Origin of the sequence: Dyadobacter crusticola DSM 16708 (assembly GCF_000701505.1) — a bacterium.
Classification (GTDB): domain Bacteria; phylum Bacteroidota; class Bacteroidia; order Cytophagales; family Spirosomataceae; genus Dyadobacter; species Dyadobacter crusticola.
In genome coordinates this window covers 574,168-592,933 of sequence record NZ_KL370786.1, presented here as the reverse complement: position 1 = coordinate 592,933, position 18,766 = coordinate 574,168, and the positions used below count along the sequence as shown (strand labels likewise).

Sequence of the window (18,766 nt, the reverse complement as noted above, 5' to 3'; positions counted from 1 at the left end):
CTCCACTTAAACACGCACTTTGAAAAATACACCTGAGAATCAGGCAACAGTTGATCACGCTATGAAACACTTACTACAATTGGCCATTTTTTTCTATCTCTCTACATTTCGTGCCTTCTGTCAGGAAGCTCCACGGTCGCTCAACACATACATCGATTTTCTGACCCAGTCGGCGGATGTGGTTACCAGTCGTTTTGAGATGCTGAACCGGTATCGCGAAGAAATTGACAGTTACAAAAAACGCCCTGGAACTTCACTGCGGCTCTCCTCATCCGGACCGCTCGAACCCTACTATTATAAAAAGTCGAGAGACCCAAAAAGCCTGACGCCAGCGGAAAGACAGCAGCTGAATGCCGCAGCCGACTCGCTCTGGCAACTGGTGAATGAGCTGGATGAAACGGCCAAATCGCTGGAAACGTATGTCCGGCTGAATGCTTACAAAGAGGACAACCTGAAACAATCGGAAGAGATCGTCTCGAAAATGCATGCGCTTTTTAAACAATTCCAGCACCAGCGTACCGGATTTTACCGGCAACTTCGCAAAGTATACACGCGCTACCAGCCTTACCGGGCTTCGGATCCATACCTGAGTACAGAGAACGAAATGGAGCAGGCCATTGCAAATCAGCAGGCGCTACTCGATTCATTGCCGTTTTACGCAGATGAAACGGCGCGCGCCGAATGGCCGGTGGAGATTGTACAGCGAAGTATGCTGGCAGACCAGGCATTACTGGCGGCATTTGGTAAGCCGCAGTCCCGCCTGGCTTACCCAGCCTCAGATATGGTCGGCAGCTTCAAAGAGGCGCTGATTGCTATGCAAAACATCAAACGCGACGCAATAGACGGCTATAATCATGCGGCAAAACAGTCAGCCGCGCACGGCAATGAGGTATACATATCTCTTTTGAAGCGACTTAACCAGGATATGCTCGTAACGCAAAAGGCATTTGTCGATTACAGCAGGCAGGAAAAAGGACTGCTGTATTATCCATCTTACAGCCCGGCAGTGGTTGAGCGCGTGGTGCAAAACGAGTTGGGAAATACGACTGTAAAACCATTTGAGGATGTCGCTATACCTTCTTTGAAAATCAAAAAAGCGGGCGCACCGGCTGCCCCGGAAACGATCAAGACTTTGAATGGACTGGTTGACCTGATCAACGAACTACTGCGCCAAATGCACCTGATGCAGCTACTGGTACGCAACTTTCAGTCCACAGCAGAGTTCTACCGCGATCCCGCGCGCGCAGCCAAGCGCCCCGACCTCACCTACTCCCACGCAAATTTTCAGCTGCCGCTTTCTGCCTATCAGTTGCTCGTGAATGCAGCCCCGTCCCTCCCGCCTGCATACCGCGCGCCGATTTACACACAAGCCAACGTGCTGATGAACATTATGAAAGAAATGGATGCGCTGAGTATAGAACTGATCGCTTATACCAGGGACAAAAAGTACCTGAAAGACCAGCTGAAACGCTCCGACCAAATCCTGGACCGGTATGCTGCGCTCTTTCCAATTTTGGACAGCAAAAAAGAACAGCTATACAATGACTTGCGCAAAATACACGCAAGTTACACCAATGCAGCCGCGGCAAGCTCCTGGAACATTTCGGGCAATGCACTTTTGAAAACGCTTGACGATGACAAAGCGCTCCTCTTTGGAATACGGGCGTTTTATCAGGAAAACAGTACAACGATACCTTCAACCGAAACACTGGAGTCCGGCGCCAAACAGCTGATCGCCGACGAGTACAAGAATATGAAAGGCTTGCAGCGGTACGGTCGCAACAATGGACTATGCCCCTACACGCCCTACGAAGATGTGGCCGCCAATTCGCTGCGCTTTGCGGATAAGGCCGCAAAGGTCAAACCTGTTGCGCCGGGTACCACCAACCATCCTTATGAATCCTTTTACTATTTCTATAATGGAGAGTTGGTGTATTTGTACAACCAGTTTGTCCAGCTGGCGAATACCGGGCTGCTCAAAGCGATTAACCAGCCAAACCTTTTTGCATCAGGAGAACTGCGGCGAGTCCGGTTACTTCTGGCAGTATAGCGAAAAAGGAAATGCCGAATCCGATTGAAAATCAGCAAGTAGCCCAGCCTGAAAATACCGGTTTCAAACAGCAGCCTGCGTCAGCGGAAAACAGGGGGACCAGGAACCAGGGACGTGATACTGTATTCGTGGAGCGCGTTCGGGTGGATACCGTTTATGTGGACAGAAACCCAAGTCCACAAAATGTAGTACGCACACTGGAAGGTTTTGCGGCGAATAATATGATCCTGCTGCTCGATGTTTCCTCTTCCATGAACTCGCCATTGAAAATGCCGCTTTTGAAACGTTCCATTAAATCCCTGCTCACTTTGCTGCGCCCGGAAGATCAGATATCAATTGTATTGTATTCGGGGAAAGCACGGGTGGTACTAAAACCTACATCGGGAGCAAAGGCAAATGAAATAGCACGAATGATCGATCTGCTGAAATCTGACGGGGATACGGACGGGAACGAGGGACTTCGGCTGGCTTACAAAACGGGGAACAAAAGCTATATCCGCGGCGGCAATAACCGCATTGTGCTGGCTACTGATGGAGAGTTCCCGGTGAGCGACGAGGTGATGTCAATGATTGGGCAACACGCAAAGCAGGACTTATTCCTGACTGTACTTACATTCGGTCGAAACCCGGGCCAAAAGTTGCGGAAGCTAAGCGAGCTTGGGAAAGGTACCTACGCGCACGTGACGGAAGAAACCGCAGATTTGCAGCTGATTATTGAAGCGCAGGCAAGGAAATTGACTGTCAAATAGTTACCGGCAATCAACCGATTGCATCATTGATAGAAGGCATTCCGAAGCGGCGGAGACTGGAAATGTGGGACTTCAATGCGGAAGAAAAAGACTTGTTTTCCATGTAAGGTATTCCAAATTCCTCCGCAGTTTCTTTCACGATCACCGCGATCTGGGGATAATGGACGTGGCAGATCTTTGGAAAAAGGTGGTGCTCGATCTGAAAATTCAATCCGCCCAGAAACCAGGTCAGTAGACGGTTTTTTGGAGCAAAATTAACAGTGGTTTCAAGCTGGTGAATGGCCCAGTCCTTATCCAGGTTACCTTGTCCGTTTGCCACCGGATACGTGGTACCTTCTACTGAATGCGCCAACTGGAAAACGATTGTAAGAACCAGTCCGGAGGTGATGTGCATAACGCAAAACCCGGCCAGCACCTGCCAGAAAGGAATTCCTATAACAGCCACAGGCAGCACAAAGAGCACTGAAAAGTAGATCACTTTCATGATGATCAGTCCGGCAAGCAGCTCGTTGTTTTCCCGCTTCGTCTGTTTGTTCACACCTGACTTTCTGAACTCATGGTATTGGATAAAATCTTTGGCAGTAACCCAGTACAATGTCAGAATGCCGTAAAAAAGGAATGCGTACAGCCACTGAAAACGGTGCAAATGCTGCACATTAGAATGCGGGGAGAGCTTAACTACGCCCCGGTCGCGAATATCTTCATCGAGGGAAGCGATATTGGTGTAAGTGTGATGCAGTACATTGTGTTGCAGCTTCCAGTTGGTAACACCGGCACCCGCCAGATAAATGGTATATCCCAACCACTTATTCACCCACGCTTTCGTGGAATATGCGCCGTGATTGGCATCGTGCATAATGCTCATTCCAATTCCGGAAATCCCCATTCCCATCAGGAACCACAGCAGGATCGCAGCCCAGAATGGCGGCGTAAAAAGCAGTATCGCACAAAATGGCAGAATATAGATTCCCAGCAGAACAATCGTTTTGACGATCATTGTACTGTTGGCATGCCGGGAGATTTTATTGTCAGTGAAGTAACTTTCTATTCTGACTTTAAGCGTAGGAAAAAACTGACTTTTTGCTGTTGGAGTGAATTTGATTCTTTTTTCTTTTACCTGCATAAGGATCTTAGATGACTGTTCAATTTGATCGACGAATGACCAAGTTGAGAGAGAAGTAGAGTCTTTTCTGAACAGGAAGCCTTTCGTCGTAAATAACGGATTTTTTGGCCAAAACGTATCTAAAGCCTGTATTATATTATCGTCACGTTTGCATCAATCTATACTAAGAATAAATCCAAATTTTCGAAATGGCGGTCTAAATTCTCATTCGGCTGAAATATCGGCTGGCAAGGTGCGTATTTTTGATATCAGTCATGAAAAAGTCAGATTATGCGGAAAATGCTTCGGAAAAACATACGTCTCAACGAGGAACAGATTCAAAAACTGCGAGACCTGAGCGAGTTCGACGGCTCTGATCCGCTCGACCATGTAACCAGAGCTATCGACGATTACCTCAGAAAGCAAAAAACCGATCTGACCCTTCCGGCAGAAAAGGAGATCAATGCACAGATTACAGGGAAATCGCCCGAGCCCGCTGCGCCGGGTGCATTTTGGGTAAACGGGATTGTGGACAGGTACGAATTCTCTGCGCTCATTCTGAAAGAAGCTTCCAAGTCGGCGATTGACAAGGGGAAAGTTTCCAAGCTCTCGATACTGGATCCCATTATCCGGGAAAACACCAACAGTTTCATAGCAGCCTGCATTGTTAACTACGACCGCGGCTGGGATATCAGCCCGAGCAAAATCGCTGAACCTTATTACAGGAAGGTCAGGGAACTGATTGACGAGCTGACCTGAACACCATCATTTACGTTTTCTTTTATCGGCGGCTTTCGCGTGAGGGTTAAATGCAAGACAAGTGTCTATCCAGAACCTAAAATCGCTGCTGGTCAGCATACCTTGTTCCGAAACGAGCACGTATGCTTTCATGGGCCGGCCTTTCATTCGCATTTGCTCACAGCCTGGTCTTTCCTGCAACGCTTCCAAGTGCTCCTCTCCTACGCGGCACATAAGCTGATCGCCGACAACGCCCACGCACATCTTGTCGTTCACCATATAGCAGACTCCGCCAAACATGTACTTCTCTTCTACATCCGGCAACTCCGCAAGCGCCTCTCTGACTCTGTCGTTCAGTTTTTCGTTAAATGGCATAACGCGTTTTTTCTGCATTTTAAGTAAAAATTAAATGCAAGTAAACCGGCCGCTGTAAACACATCTTAAACAGAGACCGGCTCTCGCCTGTGCTCCGTCGCCGCCTGCCGCACACGAAATTGCCAGCGTTTGTGTGACCATAACCAGAGCTCCGGCTGACGCCGGATTGTTTTTTCCAATGTTTTAACATAACAGTCAATAAGGTTTGCTTCATCCTGCTTCTGAGCGGCGTCGGTGATCAGCTCGAAGCCGAAGGAATAGGTATTGCGGGCTTTCTGAAACACATCAAGGTACACCAAAGCGCAGCCGATATTTGTCGCAATGCGCGCTGCACCGGGCTGAAAAAAGGTTTTTTGGTTCAAAAAATCAATGCAAATTTTGCCTGGTACTTCGGGGCGCTGGTCGGCGACGGTAACGAAAATGGCAGGCTGCTTTCTCCCGCGTTTCATCACGGAACGGTACCAGTCGGATTTCGCGATTAATTGTACCCCAAACCTGCTGCGCATCCGCATCAATGCATTGTTGATAAACCTGTTAGACACTGGTGAGTAGGCCGCAAAAACCTCGCATTCCGTAAATACCGGCAACAGGTGCAAGTACTCCCAGTTCCCCGCATGCGATGCGATGAGGACAATGGATTTTTGCTCAGCAAGCAGCGATTTGATCAGACTGATATTCTCAAACTCAACCAGTGTACTCAGCTGTGCCTTGGTCAGATTACGGATTAAAAGTGGCTCTACGATCAGATCCGCCAGGTGTTTGAAATAACTTCGTACTGTATGTTTTATCTGATCAGCGCCAAAGTCCGGAAAAGAGGCTGACAGATTGCTTAATACAACCTCTTCCCGATAGCGCCAGATTTTGGTAAAAACAAAAAAGATAATACTTGATAATGCGCGGCAGAAGATGAGGGCCAGCCTGAGGCCAAGCCGAGCCAGTGGATTTAAATGCGGTAAGTTGCTCAATGTGATGTATTTGAAAGTGGAATTTCAGATACATACAGTCACTCTGAACTTCATTGCGGGCCCGGCAGAAAGCAGTTGTGCGATGTATGTGATGTACCGACAACAACCTCCGTATTTACCCTAGATTTCAGTTTGACTATCGAGCGTATTTATAAAGAGCAAGCTTGTACTTCGCCCTACATCAGCCTTTAAAAATAAAATAAACCGCCGCAACAAGCAGTGCAAAACCGATCAGGTGATTGGTTGTAAACTGGGTGTTTTTGAAAAAGACAGTCGAAAAGATCATGAAAACAATTAGCGTGATCACTTCCTGGATAATTTTGAGCTGAACCAGAGAAAACGGTCCGCCCGTTTCGGAAGAGCCGATGCGATTGGCCGGTACCTGAAAGCAATACTCGAAAAAAGCCAGTCCCCAGCTCAGCAGAATGATCAGGTACAGCGGAGTGGAACTATGCGCCCCCTCTTTGTTGAAGAATTTGAGGTGACCATACCAGGCCAGCGTCATGAATGCATTGGAAAGAAAAAGCAATGCGATGGTGTAAAAGTATTTCATGGAATAAAAAACTGCGCTTTTGTAAAATCAAAATGCGAAACAGCAAAAAGGCCGGCAATCACGCCAGCCCTTATTAAACAAAAAAATTAAGGTTACTTCGCGTCAACAGGCTTCTGCTGCTCACTGATCTGGTGAGCTACCATCGGGTCGCTCATAAAGTTGCTCAGGCCCATTTGCACCTTGTTCTTCAAGCCCGATATCACCTTATCTTTTCCGGCCATCAATGCTTCGTAACCATCTTTGGCTACTTCGGCTGGATCGGCCATGCTGTCGGGATCCTGTACAGCTTGGCTGTCGTTCATATCGGCTTTGTTGAAAAAATCGGTGTCCGTTACACCCGGCAGCAATGCAGTCATAGTCACATTGGTGTCCTTGATTTCATATCTGACCGCTTCCGTGAATGACAACACAAACGCTTTCGTACCGTGGTACACTGCCTGCCACGGCCCGGGTGTTTTGCTGGCGATAGAAGCCAGGTTCAGGATCTTGCCCGTGCCGCGCGCGAGCATATCTTTCAGGAAAAGCTTGGTTGTGATAATTGTTGCGGCAACATTCAGGTCGACGATCTTTAACTCCCTGTCGAGCTCGTTGTCCTGAAACTTACCATATACACCCTGACCTGCATTATTTACCAGAAAATCGACCTGCAATCCCCGGCTCTTCACTTCGTCGTAAAGTGCGATCGCCTGCTCTCTTTCGAATAAATCTTTGGCAATGGTGACGACCTCCACGTTATACTGCGCAAATTCCGCTGCCGTAGCATCGAGTTCCTGCTGGTCCCTCGCAACAAGCACGAGCTTGTACTGGTCCTTTGCAAACAAACGCGCAAGTTCTAGACCTATCCCGCTAGTCGCCCCTGTGATCAATGCATAATTTTTAGTAGCTGACATGATTGATGTTTGGTTGATGAATGAGTGCAACGGACAAAAATCCTGCCAGAGAACACCCGTACTGCTCACCATTTACTCTCCTGGCACCCTTTTTACTATGTTTCAGGAAATAACTGATCAAAGTAAAAACCCCATGAAAAGAACAATTCAGATATCGAATATCATCGCGCTTGTCGTCACGATCGTGGTCAACTACCTTTCCAACACGGGCGTTTTCAATGGGAATACAATGGCGAGCGTCTCAAACGAGTACCAGAATCTTTTCACTCCCGCGGGCTATGCATTTTCAATCTGGGGAATCATTTACATTAGTCTGGCCGGCTTTGTCATTTACCAGAGCCGCGGCCTTTTCAATAACAAACAGACGGACCCGGACGTATTTAACATTGGCTGGCTGTTTGTACTGACCTGCCTAGCCAATTGTCTCTGGATTATCGCCTGGCTCTACGACTACACGGGAGTTTCAGTGCTGATCATGTGCGCATTACTGTTTTTTCTGATCCAGATCGTTCTCAACACACGAATGGAAATGGAACTGATTCCATTCAAAAAGGTCGCGCTGCTCTGGTGGCCCTTTGCCTTGTACATCGGCTGGATTATGCTCGCATTGGTTGCCAACGTAGCCGCATTTCTGACCAAAATTGAATGGAACCGCTTCGGATTTTCAGAAGTAACCTGGACTTTCATTATGATCACCGTTGCCGGGCTGATATACCTTTATCTTACCTGGACGCGCAACTTGCGGGAGTCAGCGATGGTGGGTATCTGGGGGTTAGTCGCGGTCGCGGTTGCTAACTGGGACAATGAACAGACGATTGCTTACTACGCGATTGCGATGTCGGTGATCTTGTTTATCAGCAACGGAATTCACGCTTACCAAAACAAAGGCCGCGCATTCGTACTACCTAATGGGCGCACCATGTAATTCCTGACCAAAATCATTTTCTGGGATAAGGCGCATCAGCCACTTCCTTTGTGTGATACTCCAATTTTGCTTTGGTAAACTACAAGACCATGAGCAAATCAGTAATGGAGCCACCACAGGAAGTGGCTGAAAAACATACCTGCTATCACTGCGGTGAAGATTTCAAAGACGAGGTGATCTACCTGGACGAGCACCAATTCTGCTGTGAAGGCTGCTCGGTGGTGTACGATCTTTTGAAAGAAAACGACCTTTGTGACTATTATTCCATTGACGGCTCGCAGGGTATATCTCCCGGCAACTCCTTTTTTGATGGTAAATACGATTACCTGGACTTACCTGAGGTTACCGCAAAAATTCTTGAATTTACCGATGGGAAACTTTCCTGTGTCAACTGGCATATACCCAAAATGCATTGCAGCTCCTGCATCTGGCTGCTCGAACAACTTTACCGCTTCAATCCCGCCATTCGCAGCTCGGTAGTCAACTTCCCCGAAAAGAAGCTCCGCATTACTTTTGATTCAACCAAAATAAAACTGAGCGAGCTTGCCGCCGTGATCACGCGCGTCGGCTACGAACCTTACATCAGCCTCAACGACCTGGAAGGAAAACGGATCAAGAAATTCAACCGCATTAAACTGTACAAGATCGGCATTGCGGGATTCGCATTCGGCAATATCATGATGCTGAGCTTTCCGGAGTACTTTCACCTGAGCTCCTCTTCCATTGACCAGGATCTGCGCAGAACATTCAGCTATATGAATGTTCTGCTGAGCCTGCCTGTGCTCTTTTATTGCGCGGCGGATTTTTTCAAATCGGCCTGGAATGCATTGAAAGGCAAATACATGAACATTGAAGCGCCGATCGCACTGGCGCTGATATGTATTTTCCTGACCAGCTTATACCAGATATTCACTGAAACCGGCCCAGGTTACCTCGACTCATTTGCCGGCGCGATCTTCTTCATGCTTGTCGGCCGCTTTTTTCAGGAGAAAACCTACGCCGGTATCGCATTCGACCGGGACTACAAATCCTACTTTCCCATTGCCGTTTCAGTTTTGAACAATGGTACCGAGACGCGTACACCAATTACTGAACTCAAAACCGGCGACCAGCTGCTGGTCCGCAACCAGGAACTGATCCCGGCCGACACGGTACTGCTCAGCGCAGAGGCTTTGATCGATTATAGTTTCGTTTCAGGCGAAGCCGAACCTTTGCGGCGTAAAAAGGGAGATACTATTTATGCAGGCGGCAAACAAACCGGCCCGTCCATTGAGCTCGAAGTGTTACGTGAAGTTTCGCAAAGCTACCTTACCCAGCTTTGGAACAACGATACTTTCGGCCGCGAAAAGGAAGATCAGAACAATACGCTGGCTTCCCGGATCAACAGGTATTTCTCACCAACTGTACTTGTAATTGCCTCGCTCACTTTTCTATTCTGGTATTTTGTAAATGATAACCCGAAAACCGCCTTCCGCGCATTCACTACCTGCCTGCTGGTAGCTTGTCCGTGCGGACTGGTTTTCTCTTCCACTTTCACCAATGGAAACCTGGTCGCATTGTTTGGCAAAAACCGCTGCTATCCAAAGAACTCCGATGCGATCGAACGTTTATCGAGGATCGACACCGTGGTTTTTGATAAAACCGGAACCATTACCAAGTCAAGTGAAGTGGAGATCTCATTTGTCGGAAACGCATTGTCGGAACAGGAGTTGGTGATCGTTAAAACCATTGCCGCACAATCCTCGCACCCACTGAGCCGGGTGATTGTGGATTTTTTGTCAGATGTAAAAGCGAGTCGCAGAGGCTTAATGGGCTACCGGGAAGTAGCTGGCGCAGGTATCAGCTGCAAATGGGGTGAGCAGGAGGTAAAGCTAGGATCAGCAGAATGGGTCGGACTGAAAACAATGGAAGATGCAGCAAGATCATCGCAGGTATTTGTTTCATTCGACAAGCAGGTACAGGGTTATTTTTTGGTTAAAAGTAAATACAGGACTAACCTGCCGCTGACGATCTCCAAGCTGCAAAGCAAAGGATTCGATACTTACCTGCTCTCAGGAGACAAGCCTACCGATCAGGACTTCCTGGCGCCTGTTTTTGGAAATAAATCCCATCTTCTTTTTGAACAAAAACCCGAAGAGAAGCTGCAATTCATCCGGCGCTTGCAGGAAACAGAAAAAAAGAATGTACTCATGGTCGGTGACGGACTTAACGATGCCGGTGCATTGCGGCAGAGTAATGTAGGTGTGGCCATTTCAGACGATATCAACAACTTCTCCCCTTCCTGCGACCTGATCCTGGAAGGAAACCGGCTTGCCTTGCTGCCTGCCTATATCAAGCTCGCAAAAGCAGGTCAGAACATCATTAAAGCCAGTTTCGGGATTTCGGTAATCTACAATGTATTCGGACTGTCACTTGCAATCGGCGGGCAACTTTCGCCGGTGATCGCCGCCATTCTGATGCCGGTCAGTCTGGTTACCATTGTGGCATTTACCACTTTCAGCAGCAGCCGGGCCGCAGCACGATTGCTCAAAAACTGATTAAAGTCATCTGAATTGCTCCCGGGCGTCATCATTTCCCGGAGCGGCGCCAAGTAGTTTTGGACATCGGAATTAATCAAAATCACCACCACCATGACCGCCATCTTCGTAATGCTCGCCGCCAGCTTATCGATTGCATTTGCATTCCTCGGCGCATTCATCTGGTCAGTCAGAAAAGGACATTACGACGACGATTACACGCCATCGGTCCGCATCCTGATGGACGACAAAATGCCTGCTACCAAGAAAAAAACCACATAAAACGCATTACTAAATTTTACTTTACCAATGTCAAACGTTCCTCACGCTGATCTGGCTCAGGTTGAACTGGATGAGTTTCAATACGACAACCGCATCGTCCGCGACTTCGCCATCGCGACGATCCTCTTCGGGTTAATCGGGATGCTCGTCGGGCTGCTCGCTGCATTACAGCTCGTGTACCCCGACCTCAACATGGATTTACCTTTTCTGACATTCAGCCGCATCAGGCCGCTGCATACCAATGCGGTGATCTTCGCATTTGTCGGAAACGGATTTTTTACCGGTCTTTATTACTCTGCGCCACGTGTGTTGCGCACGCCGATGTGGAGCCCGGTGCTGAGCCGCTTCCACTTCTGGGCCTGGCAGTTTATTATCCTTGCCGCCGCCATCACGCTGCCGATGGGATTAACGACTTCCAAAGAGTACGCCGAGCTGGAATGGCCGATCGACGTGGCGATTGCCGTCGTTTGGGTTTCTGCATTGATCAACCTGATTATGACCACGATCAACCGCCGCACCGAGCACATTTACGCGGCTGTTTGGTTTTACATTGCTTCTTTTGTAACTGTGGCCATGTTGCACGTGGTCAACAGCATTGCCCTGCCGATCTCATTGTTCAAAAGCTACTCTGTGTATGCAGGTGTGCAGGATGCATTGGTTCAGTGGTGGTACGGCCACAATGCGGTTGCATTCTTCCTGACTACGCCGTATTTGGGTCTAATGTATTATTTCCTCCCAAAAGCAGCCAACAGACCGATCTATTCCTACCGGTTATCCATTGTCCACTTCTGGGCTTTGATCTTCCTGTACATCTGGGCCGGACCGCACCACTTGCTGTATACCGCATTACCTGAGTGGGCGCAAACATTGGGAACCGTATTTTCAGTTATGCTGATCGCACCTTCCTGGGGCGGGATGATCAACGGGTTAATGACATTGCGCGGCGCCTGGGACAAAGTGCGTGACGACGTAGTTCTCAAATTCATGGTCGTAGCAATCACCGCCTACGGTATGGCTACTTTCGAAGGCCCGATGCTTTCATTCAAAAATGTGAATGCGATCGCGCACTATACCGATTGGATCGTAGCACACGTGCACCTAGGCGCACTGGGTTGGAACGGGTTCCTGACTTTCGGGATTTTGTACTGGCTTTTTCCACGCATATATAACAGACCGTTATACTCTCAAAAGGCCGCTAACTTCCACTTCTGGATCGGCACGTTGGGTATCCTTTTCTATACCATTCCAATGTACTGGGCTGGCTGGGTACAGAGCTCCATGTGGAAAGAATTTACGCAGGAAGGATTATTGAAATACCCTAACTTCCTCGAAACCGTTACCCAACTTGCGCCGCTTTATTTCCTGCGCTCAGTGGGAGGTACCTTATACATCATCGGGTTTATAGTAATGATCTATAACCTCTGGATGACAGCACTGAAAGGCAACCTGATAGCGACAGAAACAGCAAAAGCAATGCCGCTCAATGCGATCTGGCATGCTGAAAAAAGCGAATACTGGCACCGCAGATTGTTTGAGCGTAAACCTTTGGCATTGACGATCTTCGCACTGGTAGCAGTTGCAATCGGCGGGATGATCGAGATGATCCCGACTTTTATGATCAAATCCAATGTGCCTACCATTGCCGCCGTGAAACCTTATACGCCGCTGGAATTGCAGGGACGCGATGTGTATGTCCGCGAAGGCTGCTACGTATGTCACACCCAGATGATCCGCCCATTCCGGTCTGAGATAGAGCGTTATGGTGAGTACTCCAAATCAGGCGAGTTCATTTATGATTACCCGCACCAATGGGGATCCAAACGAACCGGCCCGGATTTGCACCGGATTGGCGGCAAGTACCCCGACTCCTGGCATTACAATCACATGGAAGATCCGACCACAATGTCACCGGGCTCCATCATGCCAAGATACGGCTGGTTGCTAGAAGACGACCTCGATACCAGCACCACCGCCGCCAAGATCCGCGCAATGCAGACGCTGGGAGTACCTTACGAAAAAGGCTACGACAAACTGGCAAACAACGACCTGCACAAACAAGCCAAACAAATCCAGGAAAACCTAAGCAAAAGCGGCATCAAAACCAGCGAAAACAAAGAAATCATAGCCTTGATAGCGTATTTGCAAAGGATGGGGACGGATATAAAGAAATGAGTGAATGAGTTGTCACCCTGAGCAGAGCTTTTGTCACCCTGAGCGCAGTCGAAGGGACAGGGCGTCGTGCACATCCCTTCGACTGCGCTCAGGGTGACAAGGCTCGTTATTCACTCATTCACCGTTCCTCGGCCGCTCATTCAATCATTCAATCATTCGATCATTCAATCATTGATCACTCATGAAATTCAGAACTTACCTCGAAACCATAGCCGGCATTGGCATTTTTCCGATGATCTCGCTACTTATATTTTTTGTTTTCTTTCTCGCGCTCCTGGTTTTTGTTTTCAGGATTGATAAAAAAACATTGTCGAAAATGGAAAGTATTCCATTGCAGGACGGCGTGGTGCGGAAAGGGATTTTGTCCGCATTGTTCTTTTTCCTGATCCAGAGTACAGCTTCGGCAGAAGCGCCGGTTGACAAAATCCGGGCGATCTCCGGAATGGAAATCCTGCTGCTGGTGCTGCTTGGGGTGCTGGTGTTCATCGCGATTCTGGTGGTGGTTACATTGGGCAATGCAATCTCGCTGTTGCAGAAAGTGAACGCGCTCAAAAATCCGGAAGCAGCTGCAAAAGCAGCCGGTACCAGTTGGTGGAAAAAGTTTGCGGGGATGGGCGTTTCCCTGGGCGACGAGCAGCACATTCTCATTGACGGCCACGATTATGATGGTATTCAGGAACTTGATAACCGGATGCCGCCGTGGCTGCAGTCGCTGTTTCTGGGAACAATCGTTGTGGGCATCGCTTACTCGGTATTCTATTTCGGCGGAATCGGCGACATGCAGCTGACGGAGCTTGATAAGGAAATTGCCCAGGCGGAGATCGAAAAGAAGGCATACATGGAAAAAGTAGGCGCTTCGCTCGATGAAAATTCAGTGACCGAGCTGACGGAAGCCCCTCTGGTGGAACAAGGAAAGGCGATATTCCAGGAGAAATGTACCGCCTGCCACGGTGCTGACGGTGGCGGCTCAGTTGGGCCCAACCTGACCGATAAATACTGGCTGCACGGAAGCGGGATTAAAAACCTCTTCAAGGTGATCAAGTACGGTGTTCCTGAAAAAGGGATGATCTCCTGGGAAAAGCAGCTTTCACCCACAGATATTCAAAAAGTAGCCAGCTACGTGCTGACATTAAAAGATACCAAGCCCGCCAACCCGAAAGAGCCGCAAGGTGAAATGATCTCGGATGAGCAGGTTGCAACGAATTGACTATGGAAGCCCGCGAATGGATCTATCCGCAAAAACCGACCGGTAAGTGGCACACCCGTCGCACCTGGTTCACAGTCGGCATACTGGCGCTGCTTTTTGCAATGCCGTTTGTAAAGATAGACGGACAGCCTGTGCTGCTGCTCAATGTTTTGGAAAGAAAATTCATCATTTTCGGGATCTTCATCGGGCCGCAGGATTACTGGTTGTTCGGATTGATGATGTTGTCGTTCATGGTATTTATCGTGCTGTTTACGACGGTTTTTGGCCGGCTATGGTGCGGCTGGGCTTGTCCGCAGACGGTTTTCATGGAAATGGTTTTCCGCAAGATTGAATATGCGATCGAAGGCGATGCAACCAAGCAGAAGTTACTGAACAAAGCGCCCTGGACTTCGGATAAGATCATCAGGAAAGGAGCCAAGTACTTCCTTTTCCTGGTCGTATCGTTCCTGATTGCCAACCTGCTGCTTTCCTACGTGCTGGGCGTGGATGAACTTTCAAAGGTAATCTCAGAGCCGCTGGAAGATCACCTTACATTGTTTGCCGGCATAGTTGCATTTACCGCAGTTTTCTATTTCAACTTCGCCTGGCTCCGCGATCAGGCTTGTACGGTAGTGTGCCCCTACGGTCGCTTGCAAAGCGTATTTATTGACCGTAATACCATTGCGGTAGCATACGATCACAAGCGCGGGGAGCCAAGGGGTAAGTTGCACAAAAAACAGGAACGCCAAATCGGTGACTGTATCAGCTGCAACCAGTGCGTAGCAGTATGTCCGACAGGCATTGATATCCGGAACGGACTGCAAATGGAGTGCGTCAACTGCACCGCCTGCATTGATGCCTGCGATTCGATCATGGACAAAGTGGGTTTTGAGCCGGGTTTGATCCGGTACACCTCTGAGAATGCGATTGAAAACAAGACCCGCAAGCTGATCACTCCGAGGGTAATCGGCTATGCCGCGATATTGGTTGTACTCTGGTCGGGGCTGGGCTTTATGGTAGCTTCGAGGAGCGACACGCAAACCAGCCTCCTCCGCGCGCCAGGCACACAGTACATTGAAAATCAAGACGGAACAATCAGTAACCTGTACACTTTCAAGATTTTTAACAAAACAAACAAAACCATCCAACCGACGATCAGACTCAAAGATCCAAAGGGAAAACTCATCTTCGCCGGCAATCCCGACCTGACCTTACCACCCGCTGGAATGTCCGAAGGAACCGTATTCATCAACATGCCCAAATCGGCGATCACCCAAAGAAAGACAAAACTGTCGCTGGCAGTCTTCCAGGGCGAGAAGGAGTTGGAAGGGTTTGAGACGATGTTTATTGGGAGGTAGCTGTCGGCCGTCGGCTTTCGGCTTTCGGCAGTCGGCTTTCGGTAATTACCAGCTGACTCTATTCATAGTATTAAAATATCGATATAAAATAATAAAACACAAAAAACAAACAGCTAAAAGCCGACTGCCGATAGCCGACAGCCGACAACCGACAGCTAACCAACCAAAAATGAAAATCAACTACGCCACCGCAACTGTCACGCTCTACCTGGGCTTTGTGGCCATGATTATTGTGCTTGTAACCATGAGCATGAGCCAGAAAGTAGACCTTGTGACTGACAAATATTACGATGAAGAACTGCGCTTTCAGGAGAAGATCGACAAGCGCGACCGCAGTGCTGCATTGCCGCAGCAGATCAGCTGGAATGTTACCGGGCAGGGTATCTCTATCATTTACCCCGAAACCATGGCGGACTCTACACTCTCGGGTAAGATCAGGTTGTACTGTCCGGCCGACGAAAACCAGGACCTGACTGTTCAGATCAATGCAAAAGACCACACTCAGCTGATCCCCGCTTCAACCATCAAAGACGGCAGCTACAAGCTGCAGATCGACTGGAAAAGCGGCGGGCTCACCTATTGGGATGAAGGGATAATTTCCATCCGTCATTAAAACTGGATAAATCATGAACCCGGTACTCCCCTACCTCGCATTGACAATGGGCTTTATGAGCAGCTTTCACTGCATTGGTATGTGCGGCCCTATTGCGCTGGCGCTGCCCGTGCAGAGCGGAAACAACTGGCGACAGATTACTGCATTGATCGTCTATAATGCCGGTCGGATACTTACTTATGCGGCATTGGGAGCTGTGATCGGGCTTTTTGGTACTCCCCTGGCGTTTCTGGGCTATCTCCAATACCTTTCTGTTTTCGCAGGTGCATTGATGCTGGCCTACATTATCTGGCCCAAGCGTCTGAATACGATTATGCACGTTCCATTGTTTTGGCAAAAATGGGTAGGCAGGATCAGGAGCAATATGTCAAAAGTGATCAGGAACAACCATTTAAAAGGCAGACTGGTACTCGGCTTGCTGAACGGACTACTTCCTTGCGGCCTCGTATACCTGGCATTGATCAGCTCGGTAGCTACCGGCAGCTTCACGGGAGGTGCTATGTACATGCTGCTTTTCGGGCTAGGTACGTTTCCGGCGATGATGCTGGTGGGCATTTTCCGAAACCGGATCAGCAGCGCTGTCAGGAGCAGGTTACATCAGGTTACCCCCATTATGATCGCCATTGCCGGCATTTGGCTCATCGCCCGCGGACTCACTATCCACTATCCCTCTTCTACCCAAAACCGGACTGAAATAACGGTTTGTCACGGTAAGTAGCGCTTTGTGAAGTACAGGTCAGACTGGCAAAGGTTAGCTGCGGAACTGACATTCGTCATGTTTTTGCCCGGGCAGCCCTCCTAATTTTGATAGGCAATCAATCAGAAAAAAACCAAGTTGTCATGGACAAGGATTTGCTTTTCAAATACAATACGGCAGGGCCAAGATACACCAGCTACCCAACGGTTCCCTACTGGCAGGAAACACCGCCGACACAGGCTAAATGGATGGATTTTGTTAAAGATTCATTTGCCGTTTCGAACAAAAAAGAAGGGATCAGCATCTATATCCACCTGCCTTTTTGCGAAAGTCTGTGCACTTACTGCGGCTGCAATACCAGAATCACGATCAACCACGCCGTTGAAGCCAGGTATATCCAGGCTTTATTGAAGGAATGGGAAATGTATTTTTCTGTTTTCGGGGATGAAAAGCCTGTCATCCGTGAATTGCACCTGGGCGGCGGTACCCCTACTTTTTTCAGCCCTGAAAATCTGCGCAAGCTGATACTCGGCGTGCTCGCAAATGCGGAAGTTCACCCGGAAGCGCAGTTCAGCTTCGAGGCGCACCCCGGCAATACCACCGACGAACATCTGCAAACCTTATATGAAGTTGGTTTCAGAAGGATCAGCATCGGTGTGCAGGACTTTAACCCGATCGTGCTGGCCGTGATCAACCGCCATCAAACCTACGAACAGGTACAGCACCTGACGTTTAAGTCGCGCGAAATCGGCTATACTTCCATTAATTACGATATAGTTTACGGATTGCCGCTGCAGAAATCGTGTTATATGATGGAAACCATGCTGAAAGTAATCCAGCTCCGTCCCGACCGCATTGCATTTTACAGCTACGCCCACGTGCCCTGGATCAAGCCCGGCCAACGCAAATACACCGAAGCCGACCTGCCCGATCCGGACCGGAAAATGGCGATCTACGAAACCGGCCGGAACGCATTGGAGCTCATCGGGTACAAGGATATCGGAATGGACCATTTTGCATTGCCTACCGACAGCCTCTACAAAGCCCAGCAGGAAGGCAGGCTGCACCGGAATTTTATGGGTTATACCGATACGCGGACACAGCTTCTGATCGGTTTGGGTGCATCGTCGATCAGCGACAGCTGGTGGGGTTATGTGCAAAATGAAAAGAAGGTGGAAGACTACTACAAAAGGATTGACGCCGGTGAGCTGCCCATCGCAAAGGGACATGCGCTTTCCCGCGAAGACCTGATCCTGCGTCGCCATATTTTACGCCTGATGACACAATTTGAAACCTCCTGGACACAATCCAGTGAAGTTTGCAATGAAATTTTTCACGCGGCAGAGCGGCTTTCCGAAATGGAATTCGACGAGCTGATCGAATTCGAGCCCTTCCATTTGAAGGTGACAGAAAAGGGAAAACCCTTTGTTAGAAACATTTGCATGGCTTTTGACGCGCGCCTCTGGGCGAAAAAGCCGGAAACCGACCTGTTTAGCCAAACCGTCTGAATTTCCCTAAAAACATCATTCAGTACATTACAATGCCTCCTTGTTCGCTCACTTTTGTAATTTGCCTTTTTTATGTTCGATAGCGAT

At 48.8% G+C, this 18,766-nt stretch carries 17 protein-coding genes; 12 read left to right on the top strand and 5 right to left on the bottom strand.

From position 1 onward, the window contains the following. The first annotated feature begins 61 nt into the window (after nucleotides 1-61). Both Q369_RS28085 and Q369_RS28600 read left to right on the top strand, forming a co-directional pair. Entirely contained in the window at nucleotides 62-2,050 is a 1,989-nt protein-coding gene (locus tag Q369_RS28085; protein ID WP_157488303.1) for a YiiG family protein, read from the top strand. Nucleotides 2,051-2,061: 11 nt separating this feature from the next. Then, entirely contained in the window at nucleotides 2,062-2,799 is a 738-nt protein-coding gene (locus Q369_RS28600; RefSeq protein WP_051664268.1) for a vWA domain-containing protein, read from the top strand. Nucleotides 2,800-2,809: 10 nt separating this feature from the next. On the opposite strand, the gene Q369_RS0124490 is transcribed toward Q369_RS28600, so the two are convergent. Then, entirely contained in the window at nucleotides 2,810-3,922 is a 1,113-nt protein-coding gene (locus Q369_RS0124490; RefSeq protein ID WP_031530357.1) for a fatty acid desaturase family protein, read from the bottom strand. Between the two features lie 270 nt (nucleotides 3,923-4,192). On the opposite strand from Q369_RS0124490, the gene Q369_RS29410 reads away from it, so the two are divergent. Further along, the gene (locus tag Q369_RS29410) at nucleotides 4,193-4,660 is read left to right on the top strand and encodes a DUF7678 domain-containing protein (protein ID WP_031530356.1); all 468 of its coding nucleotides are present in this window, start codon (nucleotides 4,193-4,195) and stop codon (nucleotides 4,658-4,660) included. A gap of 6 nt (nucleotides 4,661-4,666) precedes the next feature. Here the strand turns inward: Q369_RS29410 and Q369_RS0124480 are convergent, their stop codons facing one another. The 4 genes from Q369_RS0124480 to Q369_RS0124465 form a co-directional block, all read right to left on the bottom strand. Beyond that, on the bottom strand, nucleotides 4,667-5,032 hold the full coding sequence (locus tag Q369_RS0124480) for a TfoX/Sxy family protein (RefSeq protein WP_051664267.1): 366 nt from the start codon (nucleotides 5,030-5,032) through the stop codon (nucleotides 4,667-4,669). A 47-nt stretch (nucleotides 5,033-5,079) separates the two neighbouring features. Beyond that, the gene (locus Q369_RS0124475; RefSeq protein ID WP_229206941.1) at nucleotides 5,080-5,979 is read right to left on the bottom strand and encodes a lysophospholipid acyltransferase family protein; all 900 of its coding nucleotides are present in this window, start codon (nucleotides 5,977-5,979) and stop codon (nucleotides 5,080-5,082) included. Nucleotides 5,980-6,160: 181 nt separating this feature from the next. Then, nucleotides 6,161-6,532, bottom strand: coding sequence for a DMT family protein (locus Q369_RS0124470; protein WP_031530353.1), 372 nt, complete (start codon nucleotides 6,530-6,532; stop codon nucleotides 6,161-6,163). Between the two features lie 92 nt (nucleotides 6,533-6,624). After that, the gene (locus Q369_RS0124465; protein ID WP_031530352.1) at nucleotides 6,625-7,422 is read right to left on the bottom strand and encodes an SDR family NAD(P)-dependent oxidoreductase; all 798 of its coding nucleotides are present in this window, start codon (nucleotides 7,420-7,422) and stop codon (nucleotides 6,625-6,627) included. A gap of 133 nt (nucleotides 7,423-7,555) precedes the next feature. Between Q369_RS0124465 and Q369_RS0124460 the strand changes: the two genes are divergently transcribed. From Q369_RS0124460 to hemN, 9 genes are all read left to right on the top strand, one after another. Then, the gene (locus tag Q369_RS0124460; protein ID WP_031530351.1) at nucleotides 7,556-8,347 is read left to right on the top strand and encodes a TspO-related membrane protein; all 792 of its coding nucleotides are present in this window, start codon (nucleotides 7,556-7,558) and stop codon (nucleotides 8,345-8,347) included. Nucleotides 8,348-8,436: 89 nt separating this feature from the next. After that, a complete protein-coding gene (locus Q369_RS0124455) occupies nucleotides 8,437-10,884 on the top strand; it encodes a heavy metal translocating P-type ATPase (RefSeq protein WP_031530350.1) in 2,448 nt (815 codons plus the stop codon). Between the two features lie 93 nt (nucleotides 10,885-10,977). Beyond that, nucleotides 10,978-11,145, top strand: a complete 168-nt coding sequence (gene ccoS / locus Q369_RS0124450; protein WP_031530349.1) for a cbb3-type cytochrome oxidase assembly protein CcoS — start codon at nucleotides 10,978-10,980, stop codon at nucleotides 11,143-11,145. 27 nt (nucleotides 11,146-11,172) lie between these two features. Further along, nucleotides 11,173-13,317, top strand: coding sequence for a cytochrome-c oxidase, cbb3-type subunit I (gene ccoN, locus Q369_RS0124445; RefSeq protein ID WP_031530348.1), 2,145 nt, complete (start codon nucleotides 11,173-11,175; stop codon nucleotides 13,315-13,317). A 181-nt stretch (nucleotides 13,318-13,498) separates the two neighbouring features. Next, nucleotides 13,499-14,524, top strand: coding sequence for a c-type cytochrome (locus Q369_RS0124440; protein WP_031530347.1), 1,026 nt, complete (start codon nucleotides 13,499-13,501; stop codon nucleotides 14,522-14,524). Nucleotides 14,525-14,526: 2 nt separating this feature from the next. After that, nucleotides 14,527-15,861, top strand: a complete 1,335-nt coding sequence (gene ccoG, locus Q369_RS0124435) for a cytochrome c oxidase accessory protein CcoG (protein WP_035333792.1) — start codon at nucleotides 14,527-14,529, stop codon at nucleotides 15,859-15,861. A 169-nt stretch (nucleotides 15,862-16,030) separates the two neighbouring features. Continuing rightward, nucleotides 16,031-16,474: a FixH family protein gene (locus Q369_RS0124430; RefSeq protein WP_031530345.1), complete on the top strand. Its 444-nt coding sequence runs from the start codon at nucleotides 16,031-16,033 to the stop codon at nucleotides 16,472-16,474. A gap of 13 nt (nucleotides 16,475-16,487) precedes the next feature. Then, complete coding sequence (locus Q369_RS0124425; RefSeq protein WP_229206940.1) at nucleotides 16,488-17,192, top strand: sulfite exporter TauE/SafE family protein; 705 nt, start codon at nucleotides 16,488-16,490, stop codon at nucleotides 17,190-17,192. Nucleotides 17,193-17,314: 122 nt separating this feature from the next. Then, the gene (gene hemN / locus Q369_RS0124420) at nucleotides 17,315-18,679 is read left to right on the top strand and encodes an oxygen-independent coproporphyrinogen III oxidase (RefSeq protein ID WP_031530343.1); all 1,365 of its coding nucleotides are present in this window, start codon (nucleotides 17,315-17,317) and stop codon (nucleotides 18,677-18,679) included. The last annotated feature ends 87 nt before the right edge of the window (nucleotides 18,680-18,766 follow it).